Genomic DNA, 19,983 nt, shown 5'->3' on the forward strand with positions numbered 1-19,983 from the left:
TCCAGATGAGATAATAAAATACCCATTTATCTTTTACATTACTGAGGAAAAAATGTATATAAAAAGCACATCAACCTATGATTTCCCATTTACGTTCATTCGCAACCTGCAAAAGGCGGGGTTCTGGATTCACGGCCACCGGATTCCCGACTAATTCAAGAACATCCAAATCAGAAAAGCTGTCTCCGTAGGCAAAGCTATTTTGCCAATCGACTTTCTCACTCGCAAGCTGCGCATGCACGACCTCTCTTTTCCGCTCTCCATTAATGTGGTCAATAGGAGAACTGTTATCAATGCTGGTTCCAATAATAGAATCAAAGGGTACATCCTTAGCTACGGACTGCAGAAGTGGCTGGAACGCTCCGGACACGAGCATAATATAAAATCCCTCCTCTTTGTGCTGTTTAAGCCTTGCTAAAACTGGTTCACTAAGCTTCCCGCTCATCTTGTCCCCTAATTGAAACAAAAATCTTTCTATTTCCTCTGAAGGTGTTGAACCGAATGAGGATATGTAAGTGCGCATGGAGTATTCCTTCATCTTTCGTTCCGGGTAAAGCCTGCATTTGTATGCAATATATATTGGCATTAACCTGGAAATGAAACGAAAGTATCTTTTGGAATGCTCGGGATGTGTTCTTAAATGGTCCATTAAAAATGAATATGTCTCTTCAGGAAATAATGTTCCATCAAAGTCAAAAATAGCAACCTTCATAAAATCCACCTTTCTTGCTTATGTTTATCTAGATTATAAATTTGGAACCCTAAAAAGCACACTATTAAAACCTCTGTCAATATCTGAAATACTTGAAGATATACCTTAGCCTCACATCTCTTAGACATACATGTTAATATTCTGTTTGTATTATATCTCAGAATACACACCCTATGGCAAAGGAATCACAACTGCCTGACAAGCTTTCTGGTAAAACTCAATCGGTCCTGCCCCTCCAATAATGGCATATTCATATCCAATCTCGCTCATATCCTTCAAACAATGGTGCAATAAAGCATGGCCAACACCCCTGATTCTGTTTGTTTCCGTTACACCCATGGGACCAAAATAGCCTTTTTTGTTCTTATACCTATCATAAGCGGCAAAGCCTACTATACTTTCATTTTCATCCAACGCAATATATATCGAAGGCTCAGCTAATAGAAACCCATTCCTGATCGTTTCTGCCCACCCCTTTGAAAAATAATCCTCCACAAATTGCACAACATCTTTTTCGTCATCTTTAGTAACTTTGCGTATTTTATGAAATGAAATTTCAGGTAATTTATATTCTTCAAGATGAGCAATCCTATCTCACGATACAGTCCCAAGCTTTAAAATCATGTTTCTCGTCTGTTCTGTAAGAAATCGTCAACTGCATGTGTGTGTAACAGGGCTTTTAGCAAATGCCCTTCATTCATATAAATCGGGTTATATCGTTTCATGTAGCTTATCGCAAGCAGCAAGACATCCCTAACCTCCTGGGTAATACTAATGCCAAAATAGCCGCTGCTCGCTGCATGTTCAAAAGAAGAATCAGCCAATTCTTTCACTTTGCAACGTAACCCAGGGATATCCAGTCCGCACTTTAAAGAGATTTCCCCTAGAACGCCTGATTTTTCATATAAACATGCGATAAGAAGATATGCTGCCTGCAATACTCTCCAACTGGAAAAACTGGCCTCATTCTCTGCATGCCTCATGATCCGTTTCATCCTGTCGGGAAAATATACAGCCGAAAGATTCATGAATTCACTCCCTTTCAGCTATTTTACCATGTTAAACCAATATCATAAGTATAGGTTCTCTTTATAAAAACCTTTGAGACATATGCATTCATTTTTGTCTCATTATATTAAGGAGTCTATCCAGCTCACAGAAAAGTTGCTCATCTGCGAAAGGAAACCATTCCATAAAAAACTTTCTTTACTCTTTACAAATCGAGATCAAAATAAAAAAATAAGTGGCTCTTTTGTATGTGCTGGTCTAATGGGAATTTCAAAGAATGATAATCGTAAGAAGTGTGAAATATAAAGCTGCACTACTCAACTGTTATACTCTCATTCTGTATGTGAATTAACATCTGGTCGAACTCTGTTCTTAATGAATCAAAAATCGGTTTATGAAACTTACACTTTTAAATATCAGAGTGAATTTATTACGTATTCATCTTAATAAATTGTATAAATACTCTCTGAAGGAGAAACTAGGAAAACAGGATTTTCTCCTTTTCACCATTCCCAGTAAGATTCTGATACGTTTTAAAAGGTGGTGTAAAAATGGCGAAGCAAGAAGACAATCTTCCTGAAACAATCGAATCCAGCATCTGGATTACGAATCCTAATCCCGTAGAGGCCGGGGAAAATTTAGATAACGCTCAAGAAGAAAATCCAGGAAAACAGGAAGTAAATATAAAAGAATATACAGATCAAATAGTTCAAGCGGCAAAGCAACGCAGCAACAAAAATCAGTGACTTCCGTGTGTTATATTTTTTTTCATAAGCTAAAAAACAGGTACCAATTTAATGACTGGTACCTGTTTCAAATGTTCATTAAATTTTTCACATGCTCATTTACATAATTGGCTCGGTGACTTTTCCCTTAAATGCTGAACTATAGATTTCTCTAATATCATTTTCAGTCAACGGCAATGGACTCCTGGCCAGCAGCCTCTTTTGTTTTGCTCCATCTCGGGTCAGGCTTTCGAGTGCTGATTCAGGGATATCGAATTCTGCCAGGGTCGATGGAATGCCTACGTCCTTAACAAGGCGCTCGAGCTCCTCAACGCATTTATAAGAGGCCTCTTCTTCAGACAGATAGCTTGAATTGCCTCCCAATGCATTCAAAATATCCGCCATCCTTTTTGGACAGCTATTTCTGATATATCCCATTACATATGGCAGCAATACTGCATTTGATTCGCCGTGTGCAAGGTGGAACTGGCCTCCTAACGGATATGCCAGTGCATGCACTCCGGCTACTCCGGCATTAAAAAAGGCGAGGCCGGCAATATAGCTTCCCTGGCTCATATCGATCCGTGCCTGCTTGTCACTTCCATCTTCTACTGCTTTCCTAAGCGAACGGGCAATCAGCCTGATGGCCTGCAGCGCCAAACCATCCGAAACAGGACTGGCGTTGACAGATACGTAAGCTTCTACGGCATGTGTCAATGCATCAATTCCGGTTGCTGCCGTAACGCGAGGCGGAACTGACACCGTTAGTTCGGCATCAACAATCGCGACATCAGCCAGCAAATTGTCATGTGTAACTACGTCTTTGGTAGTTTTCAGTGAAAGGACAGAAATATTGGTTACTTCAGAACCCGTACCTGCAGTGGTAGGAATGAGGATCTTAGGCAATCCCTTTTTCTCCACATGTTTGGTCCCGCTTAAATTTAAATAGTCTGCTGCAGGACCATCATGTTCCGCCATGACTGCGGCAAGCTTGGCCAAATCAAGTGCACTTCCTCCCCCGATGCCAATCACCATCTCAAAACCGCCATCTCTTGTAAACGATACCAGCTTTTCTCCAACTTCTAAAGGCGGTTCAGGGATAACCTCCGTATACAGGGTTACCTCATAGCCATTCTCCTTTAGTGGAGCCGTGACCCGGTCAGCAAGTCCGATCTGAGCAAGCATCGGGTCCGTTACAACCAATATGTTCTTTACATCATACTTCTCAACCTCTGGCAAAAGCTGCTGCAGAGAACCCCAGCCTATATGGGTTAACGGCGGAAAAACCAATTTTGAAACACTCATATGATTGCCTCCTTATTCGTAAAAGCCTTCCGTTGATTTACGGAATGTTGTAAACTGCTTTGCGTCATGTCCAAACCAAACCTGTGAATTCGTTTCATTGGCTATTCTGCGGATTTTCTCCACCGCACTGTGATATCCGAGAGAGTCATAAATGATCCCGGGCGGCTTGACAGGCGGACCAAAGCTTTCAGCTGTATAAATGGCATCCGAAGCAAGGATAATGCCGCCGGTTTCAGGCATATCCACATGAAGTCCAATCATCCCCCATGCATGTCCGCTTCCAAAGTTGAGAACCTTGATCCCCGGCACAATTTCAAGATTATCTTCCTGTCGCTTGATTGTGCGCCATTGCAGATTATTTTTGATCCATGCATCAATATCGGCCCAGATGTAGGCGCCTTCTTTTTGATTGCGCGCATAGGATTGCAGCGTTCCGTTCAGCTCGTCCTCATGAACGATAATGGTGGCATTCGTGAACATTTCGAGGCACCCTGCATGATCAAGGTGAAGGTGTGAAGCAACTACATATTTAATATCCTCAGGCCTGACTCGCAATTGCTCCAGGCGGTGATGGAGATAGCATTCTTCACTCATCGAAATCGGGAACATTTTTTGCGTCATTTCTCCCCAGCGGCCGTCTGGACCCATCGAATTTGGGTTACATGCTGTATCAAAAAGGATCTTGCCTTCAGGATGGTCGATCAATACCGTATATACGGGGAATTCCACAAACTCGGCAGGTGCATTCGGATTATCGGCAGTAGCCGGATTATGCATCGCAATCATCCAGTTTTTATCCATTCTCATTCGGCCATTATCCATTACATACAGCCTCGGATTTGGTTTTATAATATTTGACATGATTCTTCCTCCTCCAAACGGTTGGTAATCGCAATAAACTCTTGTACCATCTTTTCTGTTTTTCCGCACTCATATATAATCCTTCGTATTCTATGAAGCATAATTTTTTACAAATCAGGCGATATTATGGCGGTGCCTGACTGATCTACTGGCTCTTGATTTTGACTGGTTTATAACTGTAACCACAAAGTCCAATACCTTGTCTTCTGATAGGCTCCTAAGCGCCAATCACTTCCCTGCCATATGCCATACAAAAAAATATACAGGATCTGTACCATTATTCACCTTACCTTTTGAGGATGCCGGTACAGAAATGATTCATGTCACGATTCTCCTATTGTAAAATCTTTTTTGTTACACTCATCAACCTCCTTTTTTGCTGTATTTTTATTGCAAGTTTTATGCCAATTATTAAAAAGTTGGTTTATTCGCAATATTTCTAATTTACGTTTACACTGATGGTGATGGATTTCACCAAAGGCCAAGAAAAGCAATATTTTGACGGTGATTTTATTCACCGATACAAGAAAATTTTCACCGTTATGAAGGAGGAATGCTGATGAGCCTGCAAGTAATTGAACCTGAAATTATTTTTTCTTCCATGCGCAATGGAATCATTGTCGTGGACCAGGACATGAAAGTAATATTCATGAATGGGTATGCCCAGCAACTGCTAAAAATTTTCGAAAGCGAATACCTCGGGGCAGAAATCAAGCAATTCATCCCTAATACAAAAATACATAACGTGCTGGAGAGCGGTGAAAGTACAATAGGTGTAAAAATGACGATTAATGGACTCCCCTGCATCGTGAATCGGACACATATGTATCAAGATGGACAGTTAATCGGCGTAGTAAGTGTGATACAGGATATTTCGGAAATGGAAGATTACCAGAAGCATTTGAAAAATATGGAGAAGATCATAGAATTTTCGACAGATGGGATTTACGTTGTCAATAAAGAGGGAAAAACCATATTGGTGAATTCCGCATATGAGAAAATAACCGGCTTTCGAAGGCAGGAACTGCTCGGAAACCATATGGCTGACCTTATGGGCCGGGGATATTTCGACCAATCGGTCTCTCTCCTTGTGTTGAAGGAGAAAAAGCAAATTTCCATCCTTCAGACCATCGATGGAAAAAAGGATGTCATTGTCACTGGCAATCCAGTGTTCGATGAACAGGGAGAAATTAGTATGGTAGTAACAAGTGTGCGGGATATTACCCATTTAAGCAATATGGCAAATGAGTTACGAAAGGCAAAGACCATTTCAGAGATTAGCCATAACCGCTTCTCTTTCACCTTTGATGGCTCGGATCAGAAAGTAGTTTTCAAAAGCCCGCAAATGAAAGAGGTTATGGCTAAAGTCGAGCTGGTTGCTCCCTTTCCAACCAGCATCCTCCTTACGGGCCCTTCCGGTACTGGAAAAGAGGTTGTAGCTAATTTAATTCACCATGTCAGCAACCGTAAGGACAAGCCATTTATCAAGGTAAACTGCGGAGCAATTCCTGAACAGCTGCTAGAATCGGAATTGTTTGGTTATGAAAAAGGTGCCTTCACAGGTGCAAGACAAGATGGCAAAATCGGGCTGCTTGAGCTGGCAGACCAAGGAACGGTCCTGCTCGATGAAGTCGGCGAGCTGCCGCTGCCGCTGCAGGTAAAGCTTTTGAGGGTCTTGCAGGAAAAACAAATCCAGAGAATTGGAAGCAGTAAAATCAAACAATTAAATATAAGGATTATTTCGGCAACTAATCGAGATTTGAAAGAACTTGTTGCAGCGGGGAAATTCCGGGAGGATTTGTTTTATCGTCTGCAAGTCGTTGAGCTGTATATACCTCCACTGAATGAACGGCCGGCGGATATACAAACCTTGATTGACCATTTCTTTGCTTATTATTGCCGTTTATATAATATGGATAAAATTCTGGCAGTTGAAACCAAAAAGATTTTACAAAGCTATCAATGGCCCGGTAATGTAAGAGAATTGAAAAATTTAATGGAAAGCATGGTTGTTTCAGTGCCATCTTTCAAGATAGAGCCCATGGACCTTCCGCCGCACTTTCATAAACATTTTACACCTGAATCCCCAGCAAGCCTTAAGCAGCAGGTTGAACAAATTGAAAAGAGAATAATCCTGGATGCCATTCAAAAGCATACTTCCATTCGAAAGGCTGCCGAATTCCTTTGCGTAGACCATTCAACATTGGTAAAAAAGTTAAAAAAATGGGAGAACGAAAGAATTGGATGAATAGTGAAACCTTTAAGGAGGTGCTGCCGAAAGATATCAAATGTCAAAGATACAAGGGACAGTATAGACTGTCATCATTCCAAACTATCAGAGCATTAAACAGGCAAGCCCTTTAATGAAGAGCTTGCCTGAAAATGATGGTTTAACCAAAGGTCGATGGTTATTCAACTTTAACTTTTGCGCCCCGGGGTTCCATTCATTAAATCATCACCTGAACGGTTGTTTTCCAAGGTGGTCCTGTCATCCAAGCCAGCTAAATCCGGTGCTGATTTTACCACTTTCTGTCCACCTACTGTTTCAGGTGTAAAATCTATATTTTTGTCATTTTGTTTCACTTTAGATTCCCCTCCTTTGTTTTTATTATTATCTGCTGATGCTGACATTTATAATCATTAACTTTGATATAGTTTTGCGAACCAGCATCCCCCTCGGTCTGTTGCTGATGAACGTGTATTCGGAATAAGACAGTTTGTGAGAAGTCAATGCGGAAAATCTTCAAACCTTCATCTTTTTTTCGGAAGAAACAACAGTAAAAATTATTTCTATTGAATAAGGAATATACTTCTGAAAGTACGGAATGCTATTACCCCCATTTCAGCCTATTAATATAAATGACTGGTTTTTTTGCAATTTCATCCGTATTCTTTAGTAACAATCCTTCCGTTAAATGAAACTGGTAAAGCTAAAGTTTAATAAAACAACCCTTTAAATCACTCGCTTTTTAAAAATAAAAATAAAATAACGCTAAAAATCTCCCTGGTTCCGAGGAGATTTTTTTGTATGTTAATGATAATTGTTTTCCTCTTCCCAGCCTACTGTAAAAGGCGTTTCTTTTTCTCCTACCGTTATTTTTATCAATTTCCATCCTTCACTCAAATACTGATTTAACTCGTCTTTATTTATATCTTTTCTCTTGGTGATATTATGGCAATTTGCGTATTCATCTGACATATTATTGCCCCTTTAACGCTTTACTCTCTGATTCACTTCATCAAATACTTCGAGGATTTTTCGAGGTGTGCTTGCCCGATAATAATCCTCCACCATTCCGCTTCCCTGGCTCAATGCGTTTGCCATGGAAACAATTTCATCTATGATATCGTCCTGAACGTCTCCGGCTTCAATCATATTATATAATTCTGCAGCAATCTGTTTACTGCGATCCATTTTTGGCTGCCTCCTTCTTGCTATATGTTTTTTATTGGCTGATTGAACATTGCTTATATAAAGGTGTGCAAAAAAACTGCTCCTGGCCTGCTCCAAAATGAAAATTATTGCAGCACAGCGAGCATTAACAATAAAACAACATTGAAAGACAATTAATTCTCCATTAATACATGGTCCCGCTCCCTCTTATGTTAAAAACGGTATGGACACGGAAGTCGATGTCTTTGTATATATCCTGCCATTCTTGGTCTAAAGTTTTGGTTGCCCGCGTTTTTGCCTGATATTTCAAACCAAGACCAAGTGGGTCGGAGCCTGAATTCCGAATTTCAGTCAACACCGTCTTCACTCTTTTATTAAGAATCTGGGCTGATTTTTTCTCGAAGTTTTCCAGCTCTGAACGGGTATTTATCTTTCGGTCGGAATATTCAATGAATCCTCCAATATTCAAATCAACGTCAACATATGGATCTTTGCCTTTTGGTATATTGACTTTAAACTTGCTCTCAAAATCATCTACATTAACAAAAAATTGGTCCTTTCCCGAACTGACGTCAATCTCTCCCCTTCTCGGCGAATTAAATAATTCATTAAGAATCCTCGTATCATCCCGGCCCAATTCCTTTGCCAGCTTACCATCTTTTAATAATTGCACTGTGTTAATAATATATTTGCCCTTCTGTGCTGTAATAACAGGTAAATAAGGATCAATCCCAGTCTCCTTTAATCTCATGTAAAAGTCATTCAGTATTTCCGTTACAATATAGGGAGAAGTATTGGTCCTTTCGTCGAATGCCAGGATCAAGGCGTTTGCAGGAAGCCTCTCCGACTTCGCTCTCGCTTTTAAAACCGTATCCGGTGAAGGCTTCCCGATTCCAAGATAAGAGATTCCCTGAATATCCCTCCTTCTCATCAGCCAGTCCATTGCATCTCCAATATGATGATTTATTAATTCGGGACCAAGGAGAATAATACGGCAATGGCCGAAATCAAACTCCTTATCAACCTCGGATTTCATGACCCTGACCGCTTCAGGAATTGAATTTGCATCTTTTGAAATCAGCTGGAAATTGGCCTTTCCAGGTGCAACCTGTGCAGAAGGAATAGCAAGCTTCAGCGTAACATGAAAGGGTTTTTTTTCGTCTTTTGATTTATCAATCCCCATAGCAACCACAAAGAAACGTTTGTCAATATCCCTGAAGCCGCAGCTGCTGAGAATGGATGCTAAACTGATAATAATTATGAAAAGAAACGCCTTCTTCATGAACGTTTCCTCCTTAATGAAAAAATGAGTACCATGCTGACCAAAACTACTTCACAGACAAGCCTGACATTAAACCATAGTTTAATGACGCTGAAAAACTCCCTTTGATTAACCTTTTGTACTACATAAACCGTCGCAGCCGCAATAAGGAGGGTAAAAACGACCGGTGCATATTTCTGTACCCTTTTATTTGCGCTCTGCAGTTTATTTTTAAATGGTACTTTCAACAGTTCGAGGCCAATATGCCACGTCAAAACTCCAAACATAAGAGTGAGTGATAAATATACAAGGAGAAGGAGAAAGCTGGTTCGTTCAATAAATCCATATTCCATCCGTAAAGTATCTACGGTCACCATCCATGGAAAGACGATATCACTCACGGCATTGATTCCAAAAAATCCAAATGGCACTAAAAAGGAAGTAAATAATAGCAATGTTCCCACTAATGGTATACACCATATGTATTTCATCACCTTTTTGGCATCGATATACCTATTTAATATGGCAGCATTGACATAGCCCGTGAAAATAAAGCTAGCTGCCGCAATTGAACTAAAATCAGGTGTATCCCATGTAAAATCAAGTATTCTCAATATATGCTCCGGATAAAAAAATCGGCTTCGGACCGCCTTAATAATGATAAATAACACAACCGGCAATGAAATAAGCATGGAAATTTCCAACTTATATAATATGGATGTCGTCTGCCGTGTCGCCCCATACACTAAAACAGCGGCAAGCAAACCGGTAACCAGCCGCATATCCATTTCCGGATTCAAGTGCAGTTTAACAAGATAACTGTAAGAGATAACGACAAAACTGCCTGCGGACATCCAAAAGATTCCTAAAAATGCCAGAAACGGATATTGAATAAAATTGGGCAATCTTCCGCTGAAAATCTCCGGGAGTCCCTTGTTTTTAAATTTGCTCATAGAATTTACAAATAAAAAAGTCAGTGCAGTCCCTATTGGTATGCTAAGAAGAATCGAGATGATGGCACCACTAAAGCGATGCTGCACTAACACCAGGGGGGCATTGAGAATGATATTCAATGACATATTCAAGAAAACAATATAATAGAAATAACGTGCCAACTATCCCTGTTCCTCCTTCTTCTTCCTCTCAGAAATGCTTTTAATTTTTCTATTCGCTCCCCAAAAAATCTTTAGATACGGCCGGCCAAAACTGCGTAAATCCGTTAGATAGCATAGAATCAAAAATACACCGGCTACCAAGCCTACAAGCCCGAAGAAGCTCGCCAAAATGATCAATGGATACCTCGCACAGCGAACCGCAAAACTCATGGCATTCACTGGAATCGTAAAATTCGAAATGGCCACAAACGCGGTGATGATGATCATAATGGAACTGACCAGCTGCGCCTGCTGAGCAGCCTGCCCAAGGATCAAACCGCCTACCGTGGTAGCAGTCGGGCCTATGGCCTTAGGCAGCCTAACACTCGATTCAATCAGCATTTCCACTGCAATCATCATAAAGACTACCTCAAAGTAAGATGGATATGGAACCGCAGCCCTGCTTCCGGCAATCGTCAAGGCTAGCTGGGACCTGACGATCTCCGGATTGTAAGATGTGATAACAATATATAATGCAGGCAAAACCAGCGTGATCCCTAAACCAATATATCTAAGCAAAATCATGAGCCTTGAAACCCAATATGTATGGGATAAATCATCCATCGAAGAAATGAAATCAAAAAAAACAGCCGGAACCACCAGCCCAAATGGTGTACCGTTAACTAAAATGATGATTTTACCCTCGGCAATATTAAGGGCAAGGCGGTCCGGCCTTTCGGTGTTGAGCGTAACAGGAAATAGATGATATTTTTTATCCGTAAGTTGGTTTTCCATCTGGCCTACAGCTTGTATCATATCGACCTTAATATCTGAAAGCTTTTTCTTTAATTCTTTCAAGATTTTCTTGTCTACGAACTCAACATCGTAGAGCAAGGCAATCGGCGTATTGGAGAGTGTTCCGATTGTACTTGACTCGATCCTCAAATTCTCTGAAGGATATCGTGTCCTAAGGAGGGTAATATTGGTCTGGAGGTCTTCGCTTAAGGCTTTTTGCGGTCCCAAAACAGACATCTCAACGGTAGCTTCAAGAGGCTGGTCATTATTAACCTTTGTTACTTTATAGGAATACACACCCTGTGATAGGAATATTAGCGTTTCGCCGCCGATTAGCTGCTTTTCCAGCCCATTTAAATCAGAAATCTTTTTACAGCCGGGAAGAGATAATAAATGCAGCGTGAATTCGTTTTCTGTTTCACATAACAGCAATGGTTTAATGATATGTTTTTTGATCTTTTCATCATCACTCATACTTTCAAGGTAAAGTAGAATGATTTTCTTGCCAAAATAGTCAAACTCATGTGCCATTAAGTCCTTGCTGCTTTTATATTTAAGTTGTAAGGAATCGATGATTTGTTTATGTTCTGCATTCATGATTGTTTGCACCTTTAAACCTTCTCTTGGTAGATTGATGATTTCATGATTGTATGGTGTACACGACCTTGTGATATTTGCTATTTGTTTTTCCCTTAAAGCTGCCAGATTATCCAGTACCCGATTCCGGTGATTTTTTCGAAGTCTGTTTTATGAATTTTCTCTTTAATCCATTTATAGAATTGCCTAAAGGAAGAATGTATTTCCATTCCGTAAATATACTGGTTATAACCGGAGAACTTGTCCCTATCACAGACATGCCTGATTAGCAAAGTTTGGAGGTAGTAATGTGGAATACGAAAAGATTATGCAATGGATGGAGCTGGCAAAAAAGTACCAGACCCCCGATTTTTGGAATGGAGTTTTTGATCAATCTCATGTAGCCGAATTTATGGATGATGAGCCTTTACGGACACAATCAGATAAGGTTTCCAAAGGAAAATTCCCTGCAATAGACATCTACATGAGCGAAACTGATATTATCGTGATTGCCGACCTGCCTGGATACCAGAAAGAACATCTCCATGTATCTGTATCCGGTAGCAGGCTTCTTTTAAAGGGTTCCATAGACCGGTTTGATACAGGACAGCCTGTACTTCAGGAACGCAGGCAAGGAGAATTCCAGAGAATAGTTGAGCTGCCAGAACCGACTGATTCGAATCAGATAGTTGCCAGATTCAATAATGGGATTCTGCTCGTAAAATACAGACGACAATTTTTCGAGGAACAGCCTGTAGACATTACATGATTTTTGGCCGGAAACCAAAAAGGACAACGATTAACTCCGTGCTGATCATGCATATAGCCCATCGCAAACGATTGAGTATAAGATAAAACCTTATAAATGTGGGGATTGAGATGAATTTTAAGGATATATTCAATCAGGAATCAAACGGAGATAAGGATAGAATGATGTCGTATTTCAAACAACAGGACAAGCGAATTATAGAACTCGAAACTCAGATTAACCATTTGACCCGTCTGGAAGAAAAAGTAAGACCCCTGCTTGCCATCACCGGTCATCTGGAGAAAATCATTAAAAATGTTCAGCTAGATAATGAGAAAAAGCTAAAAACCAAGGGTGGAATCACCGCATACTTTAACCACCGTGAAATTTACCCGTCTTCTGCAGAACCAATTGGTTTTGAAGCTACTATTCCAATAGAATCGTCTGAAAGAGCTTCTTCCCCTGCTCCAAGTAATCTCGAGGAAAGGATCTTCCTTTTGGAAAAAAACATTGCACTGCTGAATGAGCTGCAGCGTGATATTATAAAACGTTTAGGCTCCCTATCCCATCTTCCCAAATCGAAAACTGGCGAAACAGGCAGCGTCCCTTTCGATGCCGGAGATGTGATGGACAAGGCAGTAGTTGTCCAGGAGCTTCATATTGAACAGGTTATTGTAGATCGATATGAGCAAAATAATAACTTTGCCCAAATGGGTATCAAGGAACTGAGCGGGGTTTTAAACATAGGGGCAACATATGGGGCTCTACCTGGTACAGGCAAAGTCAATACAAATAAAGCTCAAGATCCTGCCGGGGAAACAGAAAAACGAGGCTCCAAATAAAACCGTGGACAACCAGGCCAGACAAGCAGAAAATGCGGAGTCAGGCAAAGTACATACACCATCGGAGAGTAACCCGGAAACCAATCCGATGAAAAATGACGACCTTGTTTAAATCGCTTGCCTGCAACACCTGGGAATATCCGTATATTCGGACAGGAAGCTAATGTTGCTATTCTTTTTATAAGAATCCGGAATAGAATGATATATGGCAATCCACCGATTACAAACGAGGGATATGGCAAAGCCAGGTCATACCAAACGGACGGGGAGTGGTCAAAGTGATTTTCGCGCCGATGGTTTTAAATGTTTTGGCCTACAAGATTAATTCGGTCGACAATGGATCCAACGTGATTATGGGTCCCTTCCAGGAGATCGATTTATTTGTGTCTTATAAGAGGAATCAGGGGATGGGGGAACTGAATGGGGATTTCTCACCCTATTTTGCTCCCGTTGCATGGCTTATCGATACAGATTTGGCGGATAGTAATTCAGTTAAGAACAGCCTTCTGTAACTAGGTCAAGTTATCCTCTTTATTTCACTGTAATACGGCACTAATAACGAAGAAAGGAGCTAGATACATGGCATTTTTGCCCACACAGATCAATATCCGCCATATAAAAATTAATTCCACTGAACATGCAGGGTCCGTATCCTTCGGTCCTGTCTCACAGATCAATAAGAATATATCCGGTAAAAAGAACCAGCCTTTTGGCCAGCAGCATGCTGATTTCACAATGGTCATCACTCCCGCCCATATGATACTGGATCAGGAACTCATGGATTCAGCTAGCGAAAAAGAAAATTAGGGTGGTGGAATCTAGTGGCTGTACCATACATTAATATCAATATAAATATCATAAAGATCAATTCATTTGAAAATGCTTCTGCCGTAAACATCGGTCAAAATTTACTGGCCGAATGGCACAATGCAGATAAGAAGACAATGGGGCTTGGCCAAAATATGGGAGATGGCAGCGGATTTATCGGCACGAGAAGCTTTGTGGATGATCGGGATCAAGTGGATAACCCTTCCACTTTTTCCTCCACTCCATTAAACCCAATCATTTAAAATAAAAGGTGATAGCATAGGGTCTATCACCTTTTTTTTACACATTGCTATTCTTCACAGTGTTACTATCGAGACCATCCGTATCCGCGATATTGGCAAATGGCATATTGACTGAGACAAAATCTCCATTTTGCTCACCGATTGCCTGATTTCTTTTATAAGAAACCAACTGGTCGACTAGCTGCATCGATCCGGCATTGACCACGGAACCATTATCCAGTGTATTGATTTTGAAACCAAGCAAGTTTAATACCATGGGTGTATATAGAAACATAATATCCCCCTAAGACCCTTTCTGCCGTGGATGATTACCCTCCAGATAGTAAATGACCTTTCTAAGTGGTCCACCAATTACCCTTCATGTATAGAATATTAAAGAGGGGGAAATCCGTTCCTTATCGGTTAATAATTAGACTTTTTTTCCGCCTTGATATTAATCTTAAGCATAAGACTGCACTTCATATAGTTACAAGGCACATAACAAGTTAGATGCACTGCCATTTAAATAATTTGATAGTATCAAATTATTTAACTTCCATCTGCTACAAGGCATCCGAAGGAAATCTCCCCATAACAACAGTGTTATAGTATTTACCGTCGGAAAGGATTTTGTCGTTTTTTAGAATCCCTTCTATTTCAAAGCCAAGTTTCTGATAAAGCTTAATGGCTGTTTCATTGGTTTCCAGCACATTCAATGTCATTTTTGCGATTGCGTTTGAGTCTGCCCAGGCAATGGACTCTTTTAGCAGATGTTTCCCTATCCCGTAGCCCCAGAATTCTTTCAATATACCTACCCCAAATTCCACTTTGTGAGAGAATCTCTTTAGCTGGTTCCCTTCACATCTGGAAAATCCCACAATCCTGTCATTCACGACTGCGACTAAAAATAGGTTTCTTGGATGATCAGTGTCAGCTTTTATTAGTTGCTCAAAACCAGCTGGATCAATGAACCCCTCCCCTTTTTCCCTGTCTAGATTTTCTGTTTCACCATCGATTTGCAGCCTTAAAGCCGACAGGGCTGCTGCGTCTGATTGGATTGCTGATCTGATTATATAGTCGAACCCATTAACGTTATATTCCTGATGGTTTATTAACATGAGATACTCCATTCATTAGAAAATAATCTGTGTGGAAAAGCACGATGATTTCAAAGAAAGCGTTGTTGTAGGCCGATACGTTTTAACTGTTATTCTTTCTTGCCTTTGGCTGCACCTGTCTGTCTGGTGTAAACCTGTCTCGTTTGAAAATTTACTGAGAAACGCAGTGAAAAGCGCTCAAATATTAGGCACCGAAATTTAGGCAAGTGCATTACCCATGTGAAAAATATTTGATTGGCAATAAATTTCAGCCGATATGAAAATCTGTCCCAAACTGTATCAGCTCTAGTTTCCTTGCCAAAGCCCTGGATGAAATATTGTCTTCAGAAGTGCTATATAGAGCAATGCGTCCTTGTTTTTGCACCTCCAAAGCCCATGCATTCGCAACTTGAACAGCCAATCCTCTTCCACGGTATTTTTCATGTGTAAATAGACTTGCTTCCGCAGCTTTTGGTGTCTGCCTAGCACTGCAGCAAATCGACACAGGAACATTATTCTCAATTATTACAAAACAAGGCTGCTTATCCGCAAAATCCTGAAATGTATATGGAAAATATGATTTTAATAGGTCTTTATTTTGATTAGTTATTTGTATGGCTTTTGATAGGGTCCTAGCTGTCAGAGCTGAAAATACATACGCTGGTCCCGTCCATACATCGTTTACATGATGGTCCTGACGCAGAACTTCGATTAATTCTGATAAACGATCAGCTGGTATCGCCTCCAACTCCTGCTCCAGCTTTCCTATTAATTCTGCAGAAAGAGCACTTGAATAGTATTTCACTACTTTGCCCAATTCAGTGTGACCAACGAAAACGTGCGGTGCAGAATCGTATGGCGGTTCATTCACCACAGTTAATCGATTATGTGCATCATGCTTAAATAACACATGTACATGATATTCCATCAATTCCAAAACTGAAACCATCTGCATCCTCCCCAAACAATATTGCGAATGCTTTGATAAGTCCTGTACTCATATGATTATACACATATCTTGGATTCTAAGAAATATGATGGGCGTGTGATTTGGCTCAAATAATGTATGGAATTAGCTTTTTACCCTTAACATAAGAAGCAACCGAATTCCAAAATATCCTTCTTTCTTAACGGTAAGAGTACATATTGCGCTAACACTCACTTTAATTTTGGAACCTTTTCTATTAATAAAACGTATAAACAACAAACGAACGTTTGTGAGGCGGAGTTGGATGAGAGAGGTAGCCACAATGCGAAGAGAAAGACGGAGACAATTACATATGGAAAAGAACGGCCATAAAAAGCATTACCATTGGTTTAACTTTGTAGCAGATGTATTATGGGCAGCAGGAGACCTAATCATTTCAGGGATTGTCCACCTTATACGGCTACTCCTTCGAATGCTCCATCATGCGAACTAAAAATAAAATGCTTCACAGCACAACGTACTGTTCTCAATTTCCATATGGATCCCAAATAGAATTAGATTCTGCAGCTTTCTTCCCACAATAAAAAGAGCATGATTTCTCATGCCCTGTCACTTTCTGCTAATCTCTAATTTCACTTTCCATTTTCATTGATTTATGATGAAGAATTCTTATCGTTCCAGAAATCAGCATACCAGGCTCTGCGGCCATGAGTTAATAATTGGTTTACCTCTTGCTTTAGCTGTTGATCTTCTTTATCATTCTGCTTTTGTTTATGAGAATTTTGATTAGTATTATCCAAGTTTACCCCTCCTTGTATAATCTTGTTGTTATGTATATATATCACGTTTTTGGCAATTCTAAACATATAAGAATAACATTCTATCCCTACAATCCCAATGAAACATAAAGTATATGAAGAAACTGCGAAACTTGTTTTTTGATAAAGATACTGAATAAGCAAAAACTTCTTTCCTCAAATCCGCCAGGGAAACGATCTTTCTTAAATGCAATTTACCAAATCCATAATTATTACAGTCGCATATCATTTTCCCAAAATCTTCGTACAAATAAGAATCCTATTTCCATTTCCAGTACGCCGTCTACTTCTTGGGGCACAATCCCGCATTGTCCAAAAAAGTTCCCGTTGCTCGATCTTCTACAATCCAGAGACCGTAATTATGTTTTTCATAATGATCTAAAATCCAGTTTATCCAGCCAATCGTCTGCTTTGCGTCCTTTGTGGAACGATAGTCCCTCATGGCAATTGGGTCAGAGAAAATTTGAAAAGATCTAATTCCTGTATGTCTGCGGATCAGGCTTGGGTATTAGCACACCCTTACAAGGACTGCTTTGGTAACAGGAGCGCTACCTTTATACTCATTGTTGTGCAAAACAAGTGGCGGTGTCAGTACCTGTTCGGTGAAACGTTTAACAAACCTTTACATTATTATTGTTGGCTTCTACAATCCACCCACTTTTATACCGGCCAAAATTAATGAGATTAACTTATGAATGCCAGGAAGGTATTTAATGGAAAGGTTGATTCCAACCTGCCGTTTTAATAAGCATACCTCCCCGCTGGCATAGAACGAACCCGCATAATAAGGTTGTAAAACAGTCAATAAGCAATCAATTCTCTTTTATGGTGGAAGTTCAGTAAAAAGTTGACATTGTTCTAACTGTTAAAATAAAGTGATTCCTACATAGACACCGGCCAGAAAAATAGTCGAAATAACAATGACATGAAACACGATCCACGCCCATCTGCCATACTTAAATGCCTCAGAGGAAATGGGAGAACGCAATTCAGGTGGAATTAATTTCCCGCCTAATATTTCAAACAGTAAATAGTACACCCATCTAAGCGAGTAAGAGTCCCATAAATCCCATTCTGCCTGAAAGGTAAAAATAGGCGTTGCCAGTAATATAACTTCAAATAAAACACCGATATGGATGAGTCCCCAATAAAAAGGAATTTTCCAAACCCATTTTTCAGGGCTATATCTAACACCAAATAACACTGCAAAAGGAAATGCTGAAGAGACTAATGCATAAGGAATTACTAACTCCTTATGAAGTACATTTCTAGGAAACGAATAATAATCTGTCACAGTAAATACATAACAAAGTAAATTGGCTGAAATAGCTGCAATAAGATAAAGAAGCCCATATCTTTTCCAATCTAATCTGATAAAGTATAAACAGCCTATTGCCATCAACAGGATGGCAACAAAGAATAACGCTGTGAGCATGGCATCACCTAATGATTTTACTAAACATCATTTCCAAATCAGACAGCAGCTAATCGTCAATACTCTGTGTCCTTACAAAATATTGCTGTTCAAAAAACTTGTATTTCTTTAAAGGCAACACCAATATTAACAAGTATTTTATTTTAATAAAGATTGTATATTAACGACATTTCACACTACCCGAAGAATTAAAAAAAGATTGCCGCAGCAACCGAATAATAAGATATAAAAACTGATTCCAAACAAAAAGAGAAACTGGGTGAACACCAAACCCAATTCGTGCTTAATCAGATGTCCTTAAAACCAAATGAAGCTACTAGAAATTGTGCTATCATCTGGACAGGGCCTGTTTTAGTTGTCCGAAAATCTTGAGACTGGAAAAATCAACGTCAAGGTCTACAGATGTTTTTGCCATAGCAGGAGTAAAACCAGTAATGACCACTTCCGTACCTACCAGCTCCAGGGAACAAATTAAGTCAAACAAGCTTTTCCCTAGTACGATATCAAAATTAATAACCCCAGAAAAGTCTATGATGAGTTTCTGAACATTCTGCTGTGATACCTGAGCTAGTGTGTTTTCCATTATTTTATTCATACGTGATGAAGAAAATGTTCCCACAAGAGGCATAACCGCATGTGTATCATTGATCCAAACGACAGGCGCAGTCACTCCGTCCAATTCCCGCTCCATATTAAGCTGAGTATAATTCATTTGTTCGTTAAACCTGTAAGTCGTCATTCGGATAACTTCATCATATGCAAAAATAATCGTCTCATAAATTTGCAGCCCGTCATCCAATTCGTCAGCCATAATTACTTTTGATTGGCGCAAATATTTTAACAACGACAAGCGGAAAGAGCAGAGCACGGCAACAGTCTCCTTCAATTGAACACCCCGATCAAAGAAGTAATTCAAAGGATCATATCCCGGCTCATTTTTTGTGGTTTCCGCTTTGCTGATCAACAAGCTGGCGGCTATCCTGCCTAAAAGCGAGTCAAGCATCCTGAAATGGATATCCAAATCCTGTTTGGTGAATGTAATATTTAGATCTTTTAATGTTTGAGGCAGAAGGGTGTGAATAATTTCTTTTTGGTGGACGTTCAAATATTCAGCCACTTTGTTTCGAAATTCTCCCACTATGCAACACTCCTTTTTTTGCAAAATGTTGTAATAGCTCACCTAAACTCTTCTGCTTGTTAATTAAACAAGTTCAATCTGAAATCCTTCTTAAAAGAGTGTTAAAGTTGTAGACATCCTGCATGATCCTAAATCCAGATAAAAAGCTTATCATTGTTTTTTCAGTTTTATAGAAAAAACGAAACCCTAAAAAGGCT

At 39.9% G+C, this 19,983-nt stretch carries 25 protein-coding genes; 8 read left to right on the forward strand and 17 right to left on the reverse strand.

Going from position 1 to position 19,983, the window contains the following annotated elements; all coding sequences use genetic code 11:
- Positions 1–70: 70 nt before the first annotated feature.
- From V1500_RS14140 to V1500_RS14150, 3 genes are all read right to left on the reverse strand, one after another.
- Positions 71–712: an HAD family hydrolase gene (locus V1500_RS14140; RefSeq protein WP_409300139.1), complete on the reverse strand. Its 642-nt coding sequence runs from the start codon at positions 710–712 to the stop codon at positions 71–73.
- A gap of 171 nt (positions 713–883) precedes the next feature.
- The gene (locus V1500_RS14145) at positions 884–1,207 is read right to left on the reverse strand and encodes a GNAT family N-acetyltransferase (RefSeq protein ID WP_409300140.1); all 324 of its coding nucleotides are present in this window, start codon (positions 1,205–1,207) and stop codon (positions 884–886) included.
- 125 nt (positions 1,208–1,332) lie between these two features.
- Positions 1,333–1,740 (reverse strand): hypothetical protein, encoded by a 408-nt coding sequence (locus V1500_RS14150; RefSeq protein WP_409300142.1) that lies wholly within the window; start codon positions 1,738–1,740, stop codon positions 1,333–1,335.
- Between the two features lie 531 nt (positions 1,741–2,271).
- Between V1500_RS14150 and V1500_RS14155 the strand changes: the two genes are divergently transcribed.
- A complete protein-coding gene (locus tag V1500_RS14155) occupies positions 2,272–2,466 on the forward strand; it encodes a hypothetical protein (protein WP_409300143.1) in 195 nt (64 codons plus the stop codon).
- A 99-nt stretch (positions 2,467–2,565) separates the two neighbouring features.
- Here V1500_RS14155 and V1500_RS14160 read toward each other — a convergent pair whose 3' ends face one another.
- On the reverse strand, positions 2,566–3,750 hold the full coding sequence (locus V1500_RS14160) for an iron-containing alcohol dehydrogenase (protein ID WP_409300145.1): 1,185 nt from the start codon (positions 3,748–3,750) through the stop codon (positions 2,566–2,568).
- Between the two features lie 12 nt (positions 3,751–3,762).
- Positions 3,763–4,611 (reverse strand): AhlS family quorum-quenching N-acyl homoserine lactonase, encoded by an 849-nt coding sequence (gene ahlS, locus V1500_RS14165; protein WP_409300147.1) that lies wholly within the window; start codon positions 4,609–4,611, stop codon positions 3,763–3,765.
- Positions 4,612–5,170: 559 nt separating this feature from the next.
- Here ahlS and V1500_RS14170 point away from each other — a divergent pair.
- On the forward strand, positions 5,171–6,859 hold the full coding sequence (locus tag V1500_RS14170; protein ID WP_409300148.1) for a sigma 54-interacting transcriptional regulator: 1,689 nt from the start codon (positions 5,171–5,173) through the stop codon (positions 6,857–6,859).
- Positions 6,860–7,029: 170 nt separating this feature from the next.
- On the opposite strand, the gene V1500_RS14175 is transcribed toward V1500_RS14170, so the two are convergent.
- From V1500_RS14175 to V1500_RS14200, 6 genes are all read right to left on the reverse strand, one after another.
- Positions 7,030–7,194 carry a hypothetical protein gene (locus V1500_RS14175; RefSeq protein ID WP_409300150.1) on the reverse strand — a complete coding sequence of 55 codons (165 nt, stop codon included), beginning with the start codon at positions 7,192–7,194 and terminating at the stop codon, positions 7,030–7,032.
- A 448-nt stretch (positions 7,195–7,642) separates the two neighbouring features.
- A complete protein-coding gene (locus V1500_RS14180) occupies positions 7,643–7,810 on the reverse strand; it encodes a hypothetical protein (RefSeq protein ID WP_409300152.1) in 168 nt (55 codons plus the stop codon).
- Between the two features lie 12 nt (positions 7,811–7,822).
- The gene (locus V1500_RS14185) at positions 7,823–8,026 is read right to left on the reverse strand and encodes a hypothetical protein (protein WP_409300154.1); all 204 of its coding nucleotides are present in this window, start codon (positions 8,024–8,026) and stop codon (positions 7,823–7,825) included.
- 163 nt (positions 8,027–8,189) lie between these two features.
- Complete coding sequence (locus tag V1500_RS14190) at positions 8,190–9,287, reverse strand: Ger(x)C family spore germination protein (protein ID WP_409300156.1); 1,098 nt, start codon at positions 9,285–9,287, stop codon at positions 8,190–8,192.
- Positions 9,284–10,381 (reverse strand): GerAB/ArcD/ProY family transporter, encoded by a 1,098-nt coding sequence (locus tag V1500_RS14195; RefSeq protein WP_409300158.1) that lies wholly within the window; start codon positions 10,379–10,381, stop codon positions 9,284–9,286. Before V1500_RS14195 ends, V1500_RS14190 begins: the two co-directional genes overlap by 4 nt.
- Positions 10,382–11,752, reverse strand: a complete 1,371-nt coding sequence (locus V1500_RS14200; protein ID WP_409300160.1) for a spore germination protein — start codon at positions 11,750–11,752, stop codon at positions 10,382–10,384.
- Positions 11,753–12,041: 289 nt separating this feature from the next.
- Between V1500_RS14200 and V1500_RS14205 the strand changes: the two genes are divergently transcribed.
- The 5 genes from V1500_RS14205 (at position 12,042) to V1500_RS14225 (ending at position 14,391) form a co-directional block, all read left to right on the forward strand.
- On the forward strand, positions 12,042–12,500 hold the full coding sequence (locus V1500_RS14205; protein ID WP_409300162.1) for an Hsp20/alpha crystallin family protein: 459 nt from the start codon (positions 12,042–12,044) through the stop codon (positions 12,498–12,500).
- Between the two features lie 110 nt (positions 12,501–12,610).
- A complete protein-coding gene (locus V1500_RS14210; protein ID WP_409300163.1) occupies positions 12,611–13,321 on the forward strand; it encodes a hypothetical protein in 711 nt (236 codons plus the stop codon).
- 278 nt (positions 13,322–13,599) lie between these two features.
- Positions 13,600–13,833 carry a hypothetical protein gene (locus V1500_RS14215; protein ID WP_409300165.1) on the forward strand — a complete coding sequence of 78 codons (234 nt, stop codon included), beginning with the start codon at positions 13,600–13,602 and terminating at the stop codon, positions 13,831–13,833.
- Positions 13,834–13,900: 67 nt separating this feature from the next.
- Entirely contained in the window at positions 13,901–14,128 is a 228-nt protein-coding gene (locus tag V1500_RS14220) for a hypothetical protein (RefSeq protein ID WP_409300166.1), read from the forward strand.
- A gap of 14 nt (positions 14,129–14,142) precedes the next feature.
- A complete protein-coding gene (locus tag V1500_RS14225; protein WP_409300168.1) occupies positions 14,143–14,391 on the forward strand; it encodes a hypothetical protein in 249 nt (82 codons plus the stop codon).
- A gap of 37 nt (positions 14,392–14,428) precedes the next feature.
- Here the strand turns inward: V1500_RS14225 and V1500_RS14230 are convergent, their stop codons facing one another.
- The 3 genes from V1500_RS14230 to V1500_RS14240 form a co-directional block, all read right to left on the reverse strand.
- Positions 14,429–14,665 carry a hypothetical protein gene (locus V1500_RS14230; protein ID WP_409300170.1) on the reverse strand — a complete coding sequence of 79 codons (237 nt, stop codon included), beginning with the start codon at positions 14,663–14,665 and terminating at the stop codon, positions 14,429–14,431.
- Positions 14,666–14,933: 268 nt separating this feature from the next.
- Complete coding sequence (locus tag V1500_RS14235) at positions 14,934–15,488, reverse strand: GNAT family N-acetyltransferase (protein ID WP_409300171.1); 555 nt, start codon at positions 15,486–15,488, stop codon at positions 14,934–14,936.
- Between the two features lie 247 nt (positions 15,489–15,735).
- Positions 15,736–16,416, reverse strand: coding sequence for a GNAT family N-acetyltransferase (locus tag V1500_RS14240; RefSeq protein ID WP_409300173.1), 681 nt, complete (start codon positions 16,414–16,416; stop codon positions 15,736–15,738).
- Between the two features lie 283 nt (positions 16,417–16,699).
- Between V1500_RS14240 and V1500_RS14245 the strand changes: the two genes are divergently transcribed.
- Entirely contained in the window at positions 16,700–16,888 is a 189-nt protein-coding gene (locus V1500_RS14245) for a hypothetical protein (protein ID WP_409300174.1), read from the forward strand.
- 160 nt (positions 16,889–17,048) lie between these two features.
- On the opposite strand, the gene V1500_RS14250 is transcribed toward V1500_RS14245, so the two are convergent.
- The 3 genes from V1500_RS14250 to V1500_RS14260 all read right to left on the reverse strand — a co-directional run bounded on the left by V1500_RS14250 (position 17,049) and on the right by V1500_RS14260 (position 19,786).
- Complete coding sequence (locus tag V1500_RS14250) at positions 17,049–17,195, reverse strand: hypothetical protein (protein ID WP_409300176.1); 147 nt, start codon at positions 17,193–17,195, stop codon at positions 17,049–17,051.
- Between the two features lie 883 nt (positions 17,196–18,078).
- Positions 18,079–18,648, reverse strand: a complete 570-nt coding sequence (locus tag V1500_RS14255; protein ID WP_409300178.1) for a CBO0543 family protein — start codon at positions 18,646–18,648, stop codon at positions 18,079–18,081.
- Positions 18,649–18,979: 331 nt separating this feature from the next.
- The gene (locus V1500_RS14260) at positions 18,980–19,786 is read right to left on the reverse strand and encodes an STAS domain-containing protein (RefSeq protein WP_409300180.1); all 807 of its coding nucleotides are present in this window, start codon (positions 19,784–19,786) and stop codon (positions 18,980–18,982) included.
- Positions 19,787–19,983 lie beyond the last annotated feature (197 nt).

The organism is Peribacillus sedimenti (assembly GCF_046237635.1).
Lineage (GTDB): Bacteria > Bacillota > Bacilli > Bacillales > DSM-1321 > Peribacillus > Peribacillus sedimenti.